A 17,317-nucleotide genomic window follows, 5' to 3' on the forward strand; every position below is an offset into this window, starting at 1 on the left:
CAATCAAATGCCGATAGAAAGGAATTTCTCATTCGCAGACAAACTTTGCAAATTCAACTCTTGCCAAGTCGTACCTTGTTGATCGGTATACAAATTGCCTAAAAATGGCCAAGCCGTGTTGCTTGGCGGACGGTGCGCTTGACTGAACTCAGCCACACTTTTGAGGCCTGCGACCTGGTCAATCAGCAAGGCCACATTGATCTCCAGGGCCGGATTAAAAGTCATCAGGCGGCAAGCTGCACTCTGTGCTTCAGAACGCTTGGGATATTTGTCATCAAGAAACGTGGCCAAATCAACCACGCCTGAGAGCTCACCACGCCAGCCAACAATGCCCATGAACCACGGCTTCGTGTAGGGCACGGGTGTGGGTTTCTGCCAGGGTGCGATTTCTGAGGCGTGGCTGAGCGGAACCAGCAAAGCACGCTCGCCAATGCGCACCCCCATCCAAGCAGACAAGGCCCGCTCACCTGCATCAACTTGTCTCAGGCGCTTGGCAAAATGGTTCTGAAAATCATCAGAGGAAGAAGAGGGGGGTGTGAGTGCGGACTGTCCATCAGACGCAATACTCATGCCCCACCCTCACGCAATGCAGAGATCGCCGACTCCAATTCATCAAGTTTGACGGGTTTGACCAAATAGCCTTTGGCGCCTTGGCGCATCCCCCAGACCTTGTCGGTGTCCTGGCCCTTGCTCGTGCAAATGATGATCGGGATGTCTGCGTAGACCGGGTCTTTGGTGATGGTGCGCGTGAGCTGAAAGCCGTTTTTACCCGGCATCACCACATCCATCAAAATCAGGTCTGGGCGCTCGGTTTGGATGCTGAGCATGGCCTCATCGGCATTACCAGCGATCAACACCGACATGCCTTGCTTTTGTAGGAGGTCTGACAAGTACGCCTGCTCGGTCCTTGAATCATCGACCACTAATACTTTTTGAATCGTCATGACGGAATGCCTTTATTCTTTCGATAATCAATTGGCTGAGCTGAACTCTTGCACTGCCTTGAGCAACTGGTCTTTGGTAAACGGCTTGGTCAGATACTCTTCGCTGCCCACCATACGGCCTCTGGCCTTGTCAAAAAAGCCATCCTTGGACGACAACATAATGACCGGCGTGGTCGCAAATTTGGGATTGCGCTTGATAATCGCGCAGGTTTGGTAGCCATCCAACTTAGGCATCAAAATATCGCAAAAAATCAGGTCTGGCTCATAGTCATTGACCTTGGAGAGTGCATCGAAACCATCTTCAGCCAGCAAGACCTCATGGCCACCTTGCTTGAGAAAGATTTCAGCACTGCGTCGAATGGTGTTGCTGTCATCGACCACCAAAACTTTAGCGGGAGCTGCTTGATCACTCATATGTTTGCACCGTCATTGTGAGTCTCTCTACCAATAATATGTATCTTGTTTGCATTGCTAGCCCGTTCACTACCCCAGCACACTGGCCTTCAACAGCCAGACATGGCCCTGGCAGCACGGTATCACACCGGCAGCATTCAGTGGTCACAACACAGAACGCGCCACAATTTCACCAATTGCCTGTAATCTGTACACTTTAGCCATGAGGCATGTTCACGCCTTATGCTAACGCGCTACGATGACAAACTATCACAACTCATGCCCGCATTATTGATGCGATTGGCGTATATCAAAAGCCTTCTTTGCTTGAGAACGTGTTTACGATCTTTTCGCAGTCGCGCAAAACTCCCAAAAAGGCAGTACAAGGCGCCTGTTGCCGCCCGTACGTGAGTACGGCCACAACGGACAACGTCGCAATGCGCTTTTTGTAATTTTGGCGCTTTGTCCTTCGACTTGGAGCCCAAAGGCGCACTATTGTGTTCAAAACCCCGCCGGGCTATTGGCTCGGCTGCGGTTTTTGCCGTTCATTGCATGCTTTTAGGCCCCAACGCGGTCTACGCCAAGATCGTACCTGTTCTTAGAAAAGAAAGCGGTTGAAAATATGCCACAAAAATATTGAATTCATTGAATTTCTCTCCCGTCTGCGTCAACTTTTAACGCAGCGAATGGCCTTGCTGCACTGCACATGGCAACCATCGCCCCCTTTAATTGCAAGCAAAACGGATCAAGCCTTTGCGCTTTGCCCGCGGCTTGACTTCGCTCGACAAGCACTATGAACCACAACGAAACCCTTTTTCTCCGCGCCCAAAAAAGCATTCCAGGTGGGGTCAACTCACCCGTGCGGGCGTTTAAAGCCGTCGGTGGCACACCTGCATTTATCCACAAGGCCCAAGGCGCTTATCTGTGGGATGCCGATGGCCAACGCTACGTAGACTACATCGGTTCATGGGGACCGATGATACTCGGCCATGGCCACCCAGAAGTGCTCGCCGCGGTCAGCCAGGCCATGCAACAAGGCCTGTCGTTTGGCGCTCCAACCGAGCGCGAGATCGAGCTGGCCGAAGAAATCATCAAACTCGTGCCATCCATGGACATGGTGCGCCTGGTCAATTCCGGCACCGAAGCGAGCATGAGTGCGATTCGCCTGGCCAGAGGCTTTACTGGCCGCAACAAAATCATCAAATTCGAAGGTTGCTACCACGGTCACGCCGACTCTCTGCTGGTCAAAGCCGGCTCGGGCCTGGCCACCTTTGGCCACGCCACCAGCGCCGGAGTGCCCCAGGAGGTCGTGCAAGACACCGTGGTGCTGGAATTCAACAACGTCGCCCAGTTGCAAGAGGCGTTTGCCCAGTTTGGCACCGAGGTCGCCTGCGTGATCATGGAGCCGATTGCCGGCAATATGAACTTTGTGCGTGCCAGTGTGCCTTTCATGCAAGCTGCGCGCGAGCTCAGTCAACGAGCCGGCGCGCTGCTGATCATTGATGAGGTCATGACCGGCTTTCGCGTCGCCCTGGGCGGTGCGCAAAGCCTGTACGCTCAGCAAATTCCCGGTTTTGCACCAGATTTGACCGTGCTGGGCAAAGTCATTGGCGGCGGCATGCCGTTGGCCGCCTTTGGTGGGCCCAAACACATCATGGAACAACTCGCGCCGCTAGGGCCGGTCTACCAGGCCGGTACCTTGTCTGGCAACCCAGTGGCAACGGCCTGCGGCCTGACCACCTTGCGCCTGATCCAGGAGCCCGGCTTTCACGCCGCCTTGGGCCAACGCACCCAGTCCCTGATGCGCGGCCTGCACCAGGCTGCCACACAGGCAGGTCTGCCCTTCAGCGTCGACAGCGAAGGCGGCCTGTTCGGCTTTTTCCTGCTGCCTGAGCTGCCCAGCAACTACAGCCAGGTCATGCAAACCAAAGGCGCGCTGTTCAACCAGCTGTTCCATGGCCTGCTCCAACGCGGTGTCTACCTGGCTCCCGCCTTGTACGAAGCCGGCTTTGTCAGCGCTGCACACACGCAAGAGGACATTGAACACACGATTGCCGCAGCCACCGAAGTCTTTGCCGAAATGGTTGCTGGCTTGTAAGAACGTATTTCAAAATTGCTTGCTGTATTGCCATGACACTTACTCCTCCCACTCGCCCGTTGATTTTGGGTTCGACCTCGCGCTACCGCCGCGAGCTGCTTGCACGTCTGGGCCTGACATTCGATGCCCAGGCGCCCGATGTCGACGAAACACCCGAGGCGGGCGAAGCGCCCCAAGCGCTGGCCAAGCGCCTGGCGCTTGCCAAGGCGCGCGAAGTCGCCCAGCGCTTTCCAGATGCGATCGTGATTGGCTCAGACCAGGTCGCCGACTTGCACGGCACGCCCTTGGGTAAACCGCATACGCATGAACGCGCCATCAGCCAGCTCAGCCAGATGAGCGGTCAGACTGTGCTGTTCCATACCGCCGTCGCCGTGGTCTGCCAGGCCAGCGGCTTTGAAGCGCTGGAAGTGGCCGTGATCCGCACCCACTTTCGCGCCTTGTCGCTGGCCGAGATTGAACGCTACCTGCTGGCCGAGCAGCCCTACGACTGCGCTGGCAGTGCCAAAAGCGAAGGTTTGGGCATCAGCCTGCTGCAATCGATTGACAATGACGACCCGACTGCTTTGATCGGTCTGCCCTTGATTCGCACCTGCCACATGCTGCGCCAAGCCGGACTGCAAATTCCATGACCACCCCAACACCCTCACCACGCCCACGCGGCACTTTGTATCTGGTGCCTGCACCATTGGATTTTGGTTGCAGCGAACAAGCGCCGCTCACCGATGTTTTACCAGCGGGCACCTTGCAGCAAGCGGCCCAGTTGCAGCACTGGATTGTCGAAAACGCCAAAACTGCGCGCGCCTACCTCAAACGCATTGAAGAGCACGTGCCACTGTGCCAGCCCTTGCAAGCCATGCAAATGGTCGAGCTGCCACGCGAAGTACACAAGGTCGGCGACCATGCAGGGCAAAAAACCAGTGCCACCAAAGGCGCTAAAAATGCCACGCCAAAGCGCACAGACCCACCGGCATTCGATCCACGCAGCCTGCTCAGACCTGCGCTGGATGGGCACGATATGGGCCTGGTCAGCGAAGCCGGCATGCCCGGTGTGGCAGACCCAGGCTCGTCGATCGTGCGCGCCGCCCACCAATTGGGCCTGCGGGTGGTGCCACTGACGGGGCCTATCTCCTTGCTGCTGGCCTTGGCCGCCTCGGGCCTGAACGGCCAAAGCTTTGCCTTTATTGGCTACCTGCCACAAGACGACAGCGCCCGCGCCAACGCCTTGCGCATGTACGAAGCCCACGCACGCAAAACCGGCCAGGCGCAAATCGCGATTGAGACGCCCTACCGCAATGCCAAGCTCTGGCAAGCGTGTTTGCAGCATTTGCAAGCCGATACCTGGCTGTCGGTCCACAGCGGCATCAGTCTGCCGACTGCGCGCAGCCAAAGCATGTCAGTGAAAAGTTGGCGCAAACAAGGCGAGGAATGCCCAATGGATGGCAAAACTCCGGCTGTGTTTATTTTTGGCTGTTAAGACTAGGTAAGGGAGCGGCGCCCTCCATGGATGGCGCGCCCCCCGCATCACCCCGCCCTCAGCGCGTGTGGTGCACTTCCTGCAAACCGTAGACCTGCACTGGCAGCTGGGCTTCGCGGGCCTTCAATTGCAAGGCCAAATACAGCGAGTAGTGGCGTGACTGGTGCAAATTACCACCGTGGAACCACATCGCCTCTTGTTGCGTCGGCTTCCACATATTGCGCTGCTCGCCCTCCCAAGGGCCAGGGTCTTTGGTCGTGTCTGAACCCAGGCCCCAGACCTTGCCGACCTTGTTGGCGACCTCAGGGCTGATCAAATCCGCGACCCAGCCATTCATCGAGCCATAACCGGTTGCATAAACCACCAGATCCGCAGGCAACTCCGTGCCATCATCGAGCACCACGGCGTTCTCGCTCAAATGGCTGATGCCTTTGCCCGACTGCAGTTTGATGCTGCCATCGATCACCAGATCGCAAGCCCCGACATCGATGTAATAGCCTGAAGCGCGGCGCAAATACTTCATGAACAGGCCGGAGTCGTCATCGCCAAAGTCCAGCATGAAACCGGCGTTCTCAAGCTTCTGGTAGAACTCGGCATCGCGCTCACGAATGCGGTCGTACAAGGGCACTTGAAAATCGGCCATGATGCGGTAGGGCAGCGAGGCAAAAATCAAATCGGCTTTCTTGGTCGTCACGCCACTGGCCACGGCTCGCTCCGAGTACAAGTCGCCCAAGCCAATATCCATCAGCGAATCCGAGCGCACAATGTGCGTGGATGAGCGCTGCACCATGGTCACGTCAGCGCCATGCTCCCACAGCGCAGCGCAAATATCGTGGGCGGAGTTATTCGCGCCAATCACCACCACCTTCTTGCCGGCATATGCATCTGGGCCTGAGTGCTGGGACGAATGCTGCTGCGCGCCCTTAAACACATCCTGCCCGGGAATGCTGGGCACAAACGCCTTGCCCGACATGCCGGTGGCAAACACCAGGTGTTTGGGCCGGATCACCAGCTCCTGGCCATCCCGCTGCACCGTCACTTCCCACTCTTTGGCCGCTTCGTTGTAATGGGCTTTGAGGCAATTGGTGGATGACCAGTAATTGACCTCCATCACCTTGGTGTACATCTCCAGCCAGTCACCAATCTTGTCCTTGGGCGCAAACACCGGCCAGTTGTCAGGAAACGGCATATACGGCAGGTGGTCATACCAGACCGGGTCGTGCAGGCACAGCGACTTGTAGCGGCTACGCCATTGGTCACCAGGACGCGCATAGCGGTCGACGACGATGTGCGAGACGCCCAATTGCCGCAGGCGCGCCCCCAGCGCAATACCGCCTTGGCCGCCGCCAATCACCAACACAAACGGTTGTTCTGTCACGCCCAAATTAGCCGCTTCTGCCAGCTTGCGGTCTTGCCAGGTCTGGCGCCCACGGCGAATGCCATGCTCAGCGCCCATAGGGCGGCGCGTGCCTATTGGCTCTTCATGGCCTTTGAGCTCCTGAGCCGTGGTCAACAAGGTCCAGATTCGGCCTTCTTTGATGCGGATGTGGCCGTAGCCGCGCATCGCCTTGGTATCGACCGTGATCCAGGCCGAGCACACGCCATCGGCCTCCTCGGTGAGCTCATTGGGATCCAGGCCAAACACGGCCGACTCGATGGCTTGCAGTTGCGCATCCAGCATGTGCTTAATGGCCGCTTGCCCCTCCATGGTTTTCAAGTTCCATGTAAACAGCACCAAATCGCGCCAATAGCATTCGGTTGCGAACAAGTCGGCGGCGGCCTGGCTGTCACGGCGCGCCAGCGCGTCGTTCAACTGCTCAAGCAGCGCTTGCACTTGCGCTCGGGCAGGCTCTGGCGTTTGTGCAAAGCGGCGCACGGCTTGGTCAACAGTCGGTTGATTCATGCTTGTCTCCTGTAGTGGTCATCATGGCCATGGCTGTTTGCAAACCCTGTGCCAACAAAAAAACAGCTAAGGCCAGCCAAATAAACAATGATTTATCAATGACTTATAAAAACACACTACGGACTATCCAGCAGTTCAGCCGAACGTATGACGGCGCTGCAAGGCGCCACAACTATTGCAGTTAACGCCACAGCTGCGCACCGTGCAACACCTGTTGCACCACCCACTGCCGCACTGCAACATGCCGTTTGGGTAATCCTTATTCCCCCTGCTGGACTTTGCCAACACAATGGGGCTGAGCACGCCCTGTGACCACCACAAGGCGCTTGATCCAGCATCCGCAACCGCCACGATCAGCCCATGCCCACCCAGTCCCATGCCGCCCACATCCAGGAGATTGAAGCCTTTGGCCAAGGCTATCGAACGCATGCGCATGGACGCGACCGGGCGGTGCTCAGCAGTTGGCGCCGCTGCATTGACCACTACCAACTCGATCCGGCGCACACCTGCGAGGCGTATATCGTCCCCGAAGGCCAGTTGCGCGTGCACCGCGAAGAGTCTGAGCCGCTCATTCGCATTGCCCGCAGCGGGCTGGAGCGCCTCTACCAACAGCTCAAAGGCCTGGACTACGTGCTGCTGCTGGCCGATCGCCACGGCATTGCGGTGGACTTTCTAGGCCATGACATAGATGCGCAAGATTTAAGGCAAGCCGGCCTGTACCTGGGTGCAGAATGGCGCGAAGACCGCGCAGGCACCTCGGCTGTGGGCGCCTGCCTGGCCAGCGGCAATGCGCTGATCGTGCACCAGAGCGACCATTTTGACTACACCCACTCGCAGCTCTCCTGCACCGCCGCGCCCATTTACGACTTGCATGGCGAGCTGGCAGCGGTGCTCGATTTGTCCTTGCTGCAAGCGCCCAAAGAGCGCGCCAGCCAGAATCTGGCCTTGAATTTGGTGATTGCAGCAGCACGCCGAATCGAACTGGCCAATTTAATGGCGCAATCGCGCAGTGACTGGGTATTGCGCTTTGCCCAATCGCCGGATTTTCTTGATGTCGACCCCGATGCCGCCATCAGCATCGATGCACGCGGGCGTATCCGTGCAATGACGCACGCCGGCGCGCGCAGCCTGAGCACGATGGCCGGCCTCGATTGGCGCCAGCGCCACAGCCTGATTGGGCAGCCACTAGAGCATTTTTTTGACTGCGATACACGCCACCTGCCCGAGCTGCGCCGCAACCGTGCCGCGCAAGAACGCATCCTGCGCGCCCGCGATGGCAGCATCGTGTTTGCCCATGCGATGGAGCCGCAGCGCAGCATAGCGCGCAGCAGCGCATTGAAAGCGGCACAGCTGTCGCCGTCTGCTGCGACAGCTGCCCAAGCGCCCTTGCCTGCCGCCTTGCAGCCACTGCACGCAGGTGATGCCACGATGCACACCTTACTGCACAAAGCCGCCAAACTGGCACACCACAACCTGCCGGTTCTGATCCAGGGCGAAACCGGGGCGGGCAAAGAGTACTTGGCACGCGCGTTGCACGACTGCAGCGGCCGATCTGGCGCCTTTGTCGCCATCAACTGCGCAGCCATTCCCGAAGCCTTGCTAGAGAGCGAGCTGTTTGGCTACCTGCCAGGCACCTGGACGGGTGGAGCCAGCAAAGGCCGCCAAGGTTTGATTGAAGCCGCTGACGGCGGCAGCTTGTTTTTGGATGAAATTGGCGATATGCCGCTGGGCCTGCAAGCCAAATTGCTGCGTGTACTGGCGGAATCGCAAATCACCCCGTTGGGCGCACGCGCGCCCAAACCGCTCAATCTGCGCATCATCTCGGCGTCTCACCGCAGCTTGCATGACTGCGTACAAACCGGCCAGTTTCGCCAAGACCTGCTCTACCGCCTCAATGCCGCAACGCTGTGTCTGCCGCCGCTGCGCGAGCGCAGCGACCTGGCCGCAATGCTTGAGCGGCTCTTGGACAATCTGTGCAAGCCGCCTGTCACAGGCGCAGCGCAGCACGCACCGGCCTGTTACCAGCTCAGCGAAAGCGCCTTGAGCGCGCTGCTGGCCTATGATTGGCCGGGCAACCTGCGCGAGCTGGACAATGCCTTGCGCTATGCAGTGGCCTTGTGCGAAGTGCCGCAGCAGCTCGGCTACGCCACCCCTGCACTGGCGCGCATTGAGTTGTGGCATCTGCCTGATGCGCTGCAAGCCCAAGCGCCCCCTCGCAACCACCCCGCAGCGAAAGAGACCACTGATGCAGCGCGGCCACCGCTGCCATGCAGCAGCGGGCCGCAGCACATGCCATGGCCCACCGCCGCAAGCAGTGCAAACCAAGCGGCACACGACCTAGAGCGCTTGCTGGCCCAGTGCGATGGCAATGTATCGGAAGTGGCGCGGCTGCTAGGGGTCAATCGCTCGACCGTGCACCGGCGCATTCAACGCTTGCTGGGTGCGCGCCAAGTGCATTGGCAAGGGCGGCAACCACCGCCTTAGCCGAACCACGGACGCGGCAGATGGCTGCACATACACGGCTCGGAACGGGTTGTAGAGCAGGCTCTTGAACGTATTTACGATCTTACAGATTCGGGCCACCTAAATTGCCACCAATCGGGCCTTCGGCCGTGCGGGCCTCGCGCTCTTGCAGGCTTTTTTGCAGCTCTTCTTCGGAGATGATTTCAAAAATCCGCACGACTTTGTCGACGCCACCAATGGAGCGCACGCTGTCAGTGGCCAACTGGGCCTCACGCGGCGTCACCAGCCCCTGCAAATACACCACGCCGCGCTCGGTCGTCACTTGCATGGATTTGGAGGGCAAATCACTGGTGCGCAAAATCTCGGTGCGCACTTTGCTGGTCACCCAGGTGTCCTGCGTGCGCTCTGAGTAGGTCGACGCAGGCGCAATCACCAGCTCGTTGAACACTTCACGCACATTCTCAACTTCCTTGGTCAGTTGTGCTGCTTTTTGACGCTCAGCCTCATTGGGCACCTCGCCGGTGAGCAAAACGCGGCGGTTGTAGCTGTTGATGCTGACATGGGCTTGCTCACTCAAAGCCTGATTGAGGGAGTTGCGGGCTTTGAGTTGAATGGCTTGGTCATCGACCTGCGCGCCAGCGGTGCGCCGATCCAAAGCCACGTTGGTGGTCATCACCGCAGTGCCGCCCATCACCAAAGGCACACAGGCCGTCAGACCCGCTGAGCTCAGCACAGCGATACAAATAAGCGTTGTGAGTCTTTTTGAAAACATTGTTTTACCCTATCTACATCAGGCTTACAGTCAGAGCGATCTTGGTACTTTGATGCCAACTGCAGTGCATTTGCCATAACATACCATACTCAATTCCATCCAAAAGGCGAGGCCAACTCGGCATTTAGCACAACTGAGTCCTGGCGCCCGATGGGGTTCCCTTTATCTCAACTTATCAATAGACGCCATGACTCCCATGAAGCGCAAGGGCATTATTTTGGCTGGCGGATCCGGCACCCGCCTGCATCCAGCCACCCTGGCACTGAGCAAGCAACTGCTGCCGGTGTACGACAAGCCGATGATTTACTACCCATTGACGACCTTGATGCTGGCGGGCATTGAGGACATCTTGATCATCAGCACACCGCTGGATTTGCCGCGCTTTCAAAGCCTGCTGGGAGACGGCAGCCAATGGGGCCTGAACCTGCACTACGCCGAGCAGCCCTCTCCGGACGGCCTGGCGCAAGCGTTTCTGATTGGTGAGTCCTTCCTGGCCGGCGCGCCCAGTGCCTTGGTGTTGGGCGACAACATCTTCTACGGCCACGACCTGCCCCACCAGCTCGCTGATGCCCACGCCCGCACGCGCGGTGCCTCGGTGTTTGCCTACCACGTGCACGACCCTGAGCGCTATGGCGTGGCGGAGTTCGATGCCCAGGGCAAGGTCTTGTCTTTGGAAGAAAAACCCGCCAAGCCCAAATCCAATTACGCGGTCACCGGCCTGTATTTTTACGACGACCAGGTCGTCGAGCTGGCCAAAACGCTGCAACCATCGCCGCGTGGCGAGCTGGAAATCACCGACCTGAACCGCCTGTATCTGGAGCAAGGCGAGTTGAGTGTGGAGCTGATGGGCCGGGGTTATGCGTGGCTGGATACCGGCACGCATGAAAGCCTGCTGCAAGCCTCACAATTCATTGCCACCTTGGAGCTGCGCCAGGGCCTGAAAATCGCCTGTCCAGAAGAAATCGCCTGGCGCCGTGGCCTGATCGACGACGCCCAGCTGCTGCGCCTGGCCGAGCCACTGCGCAAAAGCGGCTACGGTGCCTACCTCGAAAAACTGCTGCTGAGCCCCCGCTAAAAGGACCTATTCCCATGGAAGTGATTGCCACCACCATCCCCGAAGTGCTGCTGCTCAAACCCCGTGTGTTTGGCGATGAGCGCGGTTTTTTCAGCGAAAGCTTCAACCAGCGCGTGTTTGACGAAGCACTCGGCTATAGAACGCATTTTGTGCAAGACAACCACAGCCGCAGCAGCTATGGCGTGCTGCGCGGCCTGCACTACCAAATCCAGCAGCCACAAGGCAAGCTGGTGCGCGTTGCACGCGGGCGCGCATTTGACGTCGCCGTCGATGTGCGCCGCAGCTCGCCGACCTTTGGCCAATGGGTGGGCGCATTGCTGACCGATACGGGCGCTGAACAGTTCTGGGTGCCACCGGGCTTCGCGCATGGTTTTTTAGCGCTGTCCGAGACCGTGGATTTTCTCTACAAAACCACCGACTACTACGCGCCAGAGCATGAACGCTCGATTGCCTGGAACGATCCGCAATTGGCCATTGAATGGCCAGAGCTGAGCGGCGCGCCAACCATTTCTGGCAAAGATGCCCAGGCCCAGGCGTTTGCTACTGCGGAGTGTTTTGAATAAGCCGAGGCGACTACGCCGCCTTTGGAGCCACGGCAATGGCATCGAGATAAGCCGGTGGCACACAGGTAGAATGGCCCCCTCCTTTGCTTCGGCGCACTTGTCATGACTGAACCCTTACGCTTGTCCAAACGCCTCGTCGAGCTGGTTGGCTGCTCCCGCCGGGAAGCTGAGCTTTTCATCGAAGGCGGCTGGGTCACCGTGGACGGTGAAGTGGTCGATACGCCGCAGTTCAAGGTCACAACCGAGCAGGTCGCGCTGGACCCTCTGGCGCAGGCCACCGCGCCAGAACCGGTGACCCTCTTGTTCAACGCGCCCGCTGGCATGCAGGTCCAGATGGCCATGGCGTCGCTCAAGGCAGAAACCCTGTCGCAAGAACACCGTTTCAGCAAACGCCCGCTCAAAGGCCACTTCTTGCGCCAGAGCACCGGCTGCGACCTCCAAGCCGGAGCCAGTGGCCTCATGGTGTTTACGCAGGATTGGAGGATCTTGCGCAAGCTGACGAGCGACGCCGACAGGATCGAGCAGGAATACCTGGTCGACGTCAGCGGTGAGATGATCGATGAAGGCCTCAACGCGCTCAGCCGCGGCATGCTCTACCAAGGCTGGGAATTGCCAGCGGTCAAAGCCAGCTGGCAGAGTGAAAATCGCCTGCGCTTTGCGTTGAAAAACCCACCGCCGGGCGTGTTTGCGCTGTTGTGCGAAGCCGTGGGCCTGAAAGCCCAAGCCCTTCGACGCATCCGCATTGGTGGAGTCTCGATCGGCAAAGTGCCAGCAGGCCAATGGCGCTACCTGTCCAGCCAGGAAAAGTTTTAATAACCTGTTCAAAATCTCGACGCAGCCGCGTTGAAGCCCAAAGGGAATCGCTGCGTGGCAACTACGCCTTGCGCGACGGCGTGGAGATGGTGATCAAGTACAGCGGCCAGCGTCAAGCCAGGTTTTCGTAATAGGCCTGTCGCTCTTCCAGGGCTTGCCAGCCAATGATGTCTTTGAATTGCGCCATCGTCGCCTGGGCACTGGGCAACTCGTCGACGCTGCCATTGCGGCGCTGCGCCAAGGCATGGAGGTTGGCTTGCAAAGCATGGACGGTAGACATCAAGGTCACAATCGGATAGGTGGCAAACGCAGCCACGGCTTCGATTTGCGAGCGGCTGAGCTGGGACATCCACAAACCTTGCATCAATTGCAAGGACAGGCGCCGCCCTGAGGCTTCGCGCAATTGCAGCAAGCCCGCGTAATCCTTGAAGGTGCGCGAGATCGGCTGAATCAAATCGGCACCAGCCTGGGCGTAGTGGCCTGCGCGGTCAATCGCCTCATTCGGATCGAGCACATCGGTGCGCGCCACAATCAGGAAGTTTGGATCCACCCGCGCATCGACGGCGGCCTTGATGCGCGCCACGCCCTCTTGCAAAGACACCACGGGCATCACCGCAGCAGCCGCAGGGCAGCGTTTGGGGCTGAGTTGGTCTTCGATGGAAATCGCCGCCACTCCTGCTTTTTCAAACTCGCGCACCGTACGCGCCACATTGATGGCATTGCCATAGCCGGTATCGGCATCGGCAAAAATCGGTTTGTGCACCACGTTGGCAATTCGGTTGACGGCCGCCACATTCTCAGTGAGCGTGTAGACCTCCATATCGGGCTGGCCTAACAAGGAGGCCGAGATCCCGAAACCGGTCGTAAAAATGCCATCAAAATCCGACTGGTCCACCAGCAACGCCGACAGCGCATCTTGGGCGCCAGCCATCCAGAATGTCTGGCCGCTGGTGATTCTTTGGCGCAAAGCTTCGCGCATGGGATTCATCTCCAATCTCCTTGTCTTAACGTTGCACCGGATCGATGTAGCCACTGCCCAGGGGCGTGAACTTCTGGTCTTTCAATTGCATCAGCGCAATGCCGGTCTGGCCTCGGCGTGAGTATGGCCCTGCATCCAGCGCCTGGAAGGTGATGGCTGGGCCAATTTTTTGGTCAAACTCTGTCATGCCGTTCAAAGCGGCAATGACTTTTTCGCGCGAAGGCTCAGGGCCAGCACGCTCCAAGGCTTCCACCGCCACCGCCGCAGCGGAGTAGCCCATCAGTGCAGTCGACGAAGGCGCAGAGTTCGGGTAGAGCTTTTTGTAGTGTTCAAAAAACGACTGGATCGCCGGGTTGTCGCCTTCGACCGCGTCGTAGTAAGAGGCCACATACAACTGCGATGGCGTATTGCCCAGCAACTCGACAAACTTGGGATCATTCAAGCCCCCGGCACCAAACACCGTCGGGGTCCAGCCCAGTTTTTCTGCAGCGCGGAAAAACTGCACCGCCTCCTGGCCCAGCGCGTAGACCACCACCACATCGGGCTGGGACTCTTTGAGTTTGAAGACCTGTGAGGTCAAATCGGTGGCGAAGCGCTCAAAGCTTTGCGCCTCTACCAATTGCATGCCATGGCTATCAAGTTGCTTGACCGCAATGTCATAGGCCGGCTTGCCCCAGCCATCATTTTGGTAGAGCATGGCGATTTTTTTCGCCTTCAGCTCCTGCACCGCATAGTCAATATAGGCCGCTGTTTCAGTCGACTGCGGCGAAGGCAGCACATACAGCATCTCACGCGGGGGCGAAGAGGTCAGATCAGAAATGCTCAGCGCGCCAATCGTCGGCACGCCTTTGGTTGAGCTGTATGAATACGCGCTGATATTGGTCGCATGGCCAATATTGCCAATCATGCCCAGCACCTTGTCGCGCTCAACCAGCAGCTTGGCGTTGGCCACCGATTTGGCAGGTTTGAGCTCATCGTCATAGGTGATCAGCTTGATGGTGCGGCCATGCACACCGCCTTGCTGATTAACGATGTCAAAGTAGGTGCGAATGCCTTCATCAACCGCTTTGCCCATGTACGCCAAGGTCCCTGTCATCGGCTGGGACGAGCCCAGCACAATCTCATTGGCCGATATGCCTTGGGCCTTGTTCTCAAACGCCCAGCTGGGCATGGTAGTCAGCGCCAAGGCGCACAAGGCACTGGCCAAGACCGTGCGGCGGTGAAGGTGTTTCATGGGGAGTCTCCTGTTGATCAATAGTCGGTCGAAAAAATACCTTGCGGCCTGGTTTAGCCGCCCAGATACGCGCGGCGAATGTCCTCATTGCCAGCCAATGCACTGGCCAAGCCCTGCATGACCACGCGCCCGGTCTCAATCACATAGCCCTCATCGGCAATGTCCAGGGCGATGTCGGCGTCCTGCTCGACAATCAGCAAGGTCAGGCGTTCGCGGTCACGAATCTCGCGCAAGGCGGCAAAAATGCTGTCCTTCATGATCGGTGCCACGCCCATCGAGGGCTCGTCCAGCATCAGCAAGCGCGGCTTGGCCAGCAGGCCACGTGCAATCGCCAGCATTTGCTGCTCGCCGCCAGAGAGGGTGCCAGCGCGCGAACCGATGCGTTCCTTGAGGCGTGGAAAATAATCCAGCACATGGTCGATGTGCTCGCGCACTTCACGGGCCGGCCGGGTAAAACCGCCCAGCACCAGGTTCTCGCGCACGCTCAGCTGCGCAAACACCATGCGCCCTTGCGGTACATGCACAATGCCACGGCGCACCAGGGTTTCGGTGGGCACATTGGCAATGCTTTGGCCATCGAAGCAGGCGGTGCCTTCACTGACTGGCAGCAAGCCCGAGAGCGCCCGCATCAGCGTGGTTTTACCTGCGCCATTGGCCCCCAGCACGCAGACAATCTGCGCGGCCTGCACGGTCAGACTGATGCCATGCAAGGCACGGATCTTGCCGTAGCCGGCACTGAGTTGGTCCACCGTCAGCAAGGCCGTGCCTGGCGCGGTTGCTGTAGGTTCAAATCCGTTTGCCACTCTTGCCTCCGCCCAGATAAGCTTCAATCACCGCCGGGTGCGACTCAATCTCGCGCGGCGTGCCTTGCGCCAAAAAAGCGCCGTTATGCATCACGGTAATCATGTCGGAGATCGTCATCACCAAGGGCATGCTGTGCTCGATCAAGAGCAAGGTGGCACCTGTGGCTTGCTGCAATTGCTTGAGGGTCTGGCCCAGTTGCTCAATCTCACGGTTGTTCATGCCCGCAGCTGGCTCGTCGAGCAGCATCAGCGTCGGCTCCAAAGCCATCGCCCGTGCCAACTCGACCAGTTTTTGCGTGCCGTAGGGCAAATCACGCACCACGCTGTGGGCATGGGCAGACAGGCCCAGCGTCTGCAAAATCTGCTCGGTACGCGCATGCTCTTGGCGCTCTTCACGCCGCTGGCGTGGCAGCCGCAACAACACTTCGGCCAGCGTCGCCTGCATCGCTTGCGAGCGCGCAATCAGCACGTTGTCAAACACCGTCAAGTCAGAAAACAGCTCCAAATTCTGGAAGGTTCTGGCCACGCCCAAGCGGGCAATCTGGTGCGCCTTGTGCGCGAGCAAATCGTGCACGCCGCTGGCCGTGCGCAGCAACATGCGGCCCTGCTGGGGCGTATAAAAGCGGCTGATGCAATTGAGCGTCGTGGTTTTGCCAGCGCCATTGGGGCCAATCAACGCATGCACGGTGCCGGGCATCACATCAAAGCTGACATCATTGACCGCGACGATACCGCCAAACTCCATGCGCACGCCTGACAGCGACAGCAGCGGCGCCGCGCCTGCAGCAGCCGACAGCGCTGGAGACTGGTGTTGTTCGATTACCGACATCAGAGGCCCTCCTTGTGTGGCACATCCGCACCGGCGACGGTTTTGCGCTTGAGCAAACTGGCCAAGCCATCGGGCAGGAACATCAGCGCCAAAATCATCGCCACGCCATACAGCGCACGCTGGAACTGGTCAAAGCCAAAATAGGTCAGCAACTGCGGCGCGCCGATCACAAAAATCGCCCCCAATACCGAGCCCATGATCGAGCCCAGGCCGCCAACGATCACCATCGAGACAAAGCTGATCGAGACCATGATGTTGAACAGCGAAGGGTCAATAAAGCGCACCAGCGGCGCATACAAAGCGCCTGACAAGCCGGTGTAGAACGCACAGACACCGAATGCCACCAGCTTGAGCGACGTGGTGTTCAAGCCCAAGGCCCGCGCCGCAGTCTCGCTGCCTTTGATGGCCAAAAACCCTCTGCCAAAGCGGCTTTGCGACAGATTGCGCGCAAACCACAGCGCCACGCCCAAAACGGCGGCGACAAACAAATGAAAGGCATGCTCACCCAGCTCAAAGCCCAGCAAAGTAGGCCCATTCACCCCCATGCCGTTTTCGCCACCGGTGAAGTCACCGCCGGACTTGACCAGCTCCATCGACACCATGACAAAGCCCAGCGTGGCAATGGCCAGAAACACCTCCTCCAAGCGCAGCACCGGCAAGGCCAGCAGCAAGCCCACCACCGTTGCGATCGAGGCCGCGATCAAGATCGCCAACACCAATGGCATGCCGTGGCTGGTCAAAATAGCAGAGCCATACGCGCCCACACCAAAAAACACCGCCCCCGCCATCGAGATCAGGTTGGTATAACCGGTCAGAATATTCGTGCCAAACGAAGCCAGCGTGTAAATCAACACCAGCGTGACGATGTAGAGCACATAGCCACCAGAGAACAACGGCGCCAGCACCAGCAGCAAGACAAAGACCAGCGGTGCCAGCCAGGGTTTAGAGTCGAAAATACGTTTCATCGCATGCCC

General features: G+C 58.6%; 17 protein-coding genes. 7 read left to right on the forward strand and 10 right to left on the reverse strand.

Features of this window, described 5'->3' with window-relative positions:
• Positions 1–3 precede the first annotated feature (3 nt).
• Genes E8K88_RS08220 through E8K88_RS08230 form a run of 3 tightly spaced genes read right to left on the reverse strand, consistent with a single transcriptional unit; the run spans position 4 to position 1,358 of the window.
• Entirely contained in the window at positions 4–570 is a 567-nt protein-coding gene (locus E8K88_RS08220) for a chemotaxis protein CheW (protein ID WP_136406181.1), read from the reverse strand.
• Positions 567–944, reverse strand: a complete 378-nt coding sequence (locus E8K88_RS08225; protein WP_136406182.1) for a response regulator transcription factor — start codon at positions 942–944, stop codon at positions 567–569. Before E8K88_RS08225 ends, E8K88_RS08220 begins: the two co-directional genes overlap by 4 nt.
• A 27-nt stretch (positions 945–971) precedes the next feature.
• Positions 972–1,358 carry a response regulator gene (locus E8K88_RS08230; protein ID WP_136406183.1) on the reverse strand — a complete coding sequence of 129 codons (387 nt, stop codon included), beginning with the start codon at positions 1,356–1,358 and terminating at the stop codon, positions 972–974.
• A gap of 772 nt (positions 1,359–2,130) precedes the next feature.
• Here E8K88_RS08230 and hemL point away from each other — a divergent pair.
• From hemL to E8K88_RS08245, 3 genes are read left to right on the forward strand one after another with little or no spacing between them, the layout of a single operon-like run.
• Positions 2,131–3,435, forward strand: coding sequence for a glutamate-1-semialdehyde 2,1-aminomutase (gene hemL / locus E8K88_RS08235; protein ID WP_136406184.1), 1,305 nt, complete (start codon positions 2,131–2,133; stop codon positions 3,433–3,435).
• Between the two features lie 32 nt (positions 3,436–3,467).
• Positions 3,468–4,064, forward strand: a complete 597-nt coding sequence (locus E8K88_RS08240) for a Maf family protein (RefSeq protein ID WP_136406185.1) — start codon at positions 3,468–3,470, stop codon at positions 4,062–4,064.
• On the forward strand, positions 4,061–4,909 hold the full coding sequence (locus E8K88_RS08245) for an SAM-dependent methyltransferase (protein WP_136406186.1): 849 nt from the start codon (positions 4,061–4,063) through the stop codon (positions 4,907–4,909). The genes E8K88_RS08240 and E8K88_RS08245 overlap by 4 nt, the downstream gene beginning before the upstream one ends.
• 58 nt (positions 4,910–4,967) lie before the next feature.
• Here E8K88_RS08245 and E8K88_RS08250 read toward each other — a convergent pair whose 3' ends face one another.
• Positions 4,968–6,812: an NAD(P)/FAD-dependent oxidoreductase gene (locus E8K88_RS08250; RefSeq protein ID WP_136406187.1), complete on the reverse strand. Its 1,845-nt coding sequence runs from the start codon at positions 6,810–6,812 to the stop codon at positions 4,968–4,970.
• A gap of 360 nt (positions 6,813–7,172) precedes the next feature.
• Here E8K88_RS08250 and E8K88_RS08255 point away from each other — a divergent pair, with 360 nt between their 5' ends.
• The gene (locus E8K88_RS08255) at positions 7,173–9,296 is read left to right on the forward strand and encodes a sigma-54-dependent Fis family transcriptional regulator (RefSeq protein WP_136406188.1); all 2,124 of its coding nucleotides are present in this window, start codon (positions 7,173–7,175) and stop codon (positions 9,294–9,296) included.
• An 82-nt stretch (positions 9,297–9,378) separates the two neighbouring features.
• On the opposite strand, the gene E8K88_RS08260 is transcribed toward E8K88_RS08255, so the two are convergent.
• Positions 9,379–10,008, reverse strand: coding sequence for a BON domain-containing protein (locus E8K88_RS08260; RefSeq protein WP_240754410.1), 630 nt, complete (start codon positions 10,006–10,008; stop codon positions 9,379–9,381).
• Positions 10,009–10,234: 226 nt separating this feature from the next.
• Between E8K88_RS08260 and rfbA the strand changes: the two genes are divergently transcribed.
• The 3 genes from rfbA (at position 10,235) to E8K88_RS08275 (ending at position 12,498) form a co-directional block, all read left to right on the forward strand.
• A complete protein-coding gene (gene rfbA, locus E8K88_RS08265) occupies positions 10,235–11,122 on the forward strand; it encodes a glucose-1-phosphate thymidylyltransferase RfbA (protein ID WP_136406190.1) in 888 nt (295 codons plus the stop codon).
• Positions 11,123–11,136: 14 nt separating this feature from the next.
• A complete protein-coding gene (gene rfbC / locus E8K88_RS08270) occupies positions 11,137–11,685 on the forward strand; it encodes a dTDP-4-dehydrorhamnose 3,5-epimerase (RefSeq protein ID WP_136406191.1) in 549 nt (182 codons plus the stop codon).
• Between the two features lie 102 nt (positions 11,686–11,787).
• Positions 11,788–12,498, forward strand: coding sequence for an rRNA pseudouridine synthase (locus tag E8K88_RS08275; RefSeq protein WP_136406192.1), 711 nt, complete (start codon positions 11,788–11,790; stop codon positions 12,496–12,498).
• Positions 12,499–12,610: 112 nt separating this feature from the next.
• Here E8K88_RS08275 and E8K88_RS08280 read toward each other — a convergent pair whose 3' ends face one another.
• The 5 genes from E8K88_RS08280 to E8K88_RS08300 are packed head-to-tail and all read right to left on the reverse strand — an operon-like array spanning position 12,611 to position 17,308.
• Positions 12,611–13,486 carry an isocitrate lyase/PEP mutase family protein gene (locus E8K88_RS08280; protein ID WP_136406193.1) on the reverse strand — a complete coding sequence of 292 codons (876 nt, stop codon included), beginning with the start codon at positions 13,484–13,486 and terminating at the stop codon, positions 12,611–12,613.
• Positions 13,487–13,502: 16 nt separating this feature from the next.
• Positions 13,503–14,711 (reverse strand): ABC transporter substrate-binding protein, encoded by a 1,209-nt coding sequence (locus E8K88_RS08285; RefSeq protein WP_136406194.1) that lies wholly within the window; start codon positions 14,709–14,711, stop codon positions 13,503–13,505.
• A gap of 53 nt (positions 14,712–14,764) precedes the next feature.
• Entirely contained in the window at positions 14,765–15,514 is a 750-nt protein-coding gene (locus E8K88_RS08290) for an ABC transporter ATP-binding protein (RefSeq protein ID WP_136406195.1), read from the reverse strand.
• The gene (locus tag E8K88_RS08295) at positions 15,498–16,343 is read right to left on the reverse strand and encodes an ABC transporter ATP-binding protein (RefSeq protein WP_136406196.1); all 846 of its coding nucleotides are present in this window, start codon (positions 16,341–16,343) and stop codon (positions 15,498–15,500) included. Before E8K88_RS08295 ends, E8K88_RS08290 begins: the two co-directional genes overlap by 17 nt.
• Positions 16,343–17,308, reverse strand: coding sequence for a branched-chain amino acid ABC transporter permease (locus tag E8K88_RS08300; RefSeq protein ID WP_136406197.1), 966 nt, complete (start codon positions 17,306–17,308; stop codon positions 16,343–16,345). The genes E8K88_RS08295 and E8K88_RS08300 overlap by 1 nt, the downstream gene beginning before the upstream one ends.
• Between the last annotated feature and the right edge of the window lie 9 nt (positions 17,309–17,317).

The sequence above is a fragment of the Lampropedia aestuarii genome (assembly GCF_004803635.1).
Classification (GTDB): Bacteria; Pseudomonadota; Gammaproteobacteria; order Burkholderiales; family Burkholderiaceae_C; genus Lampropedia; species Lampropedia aestuarii.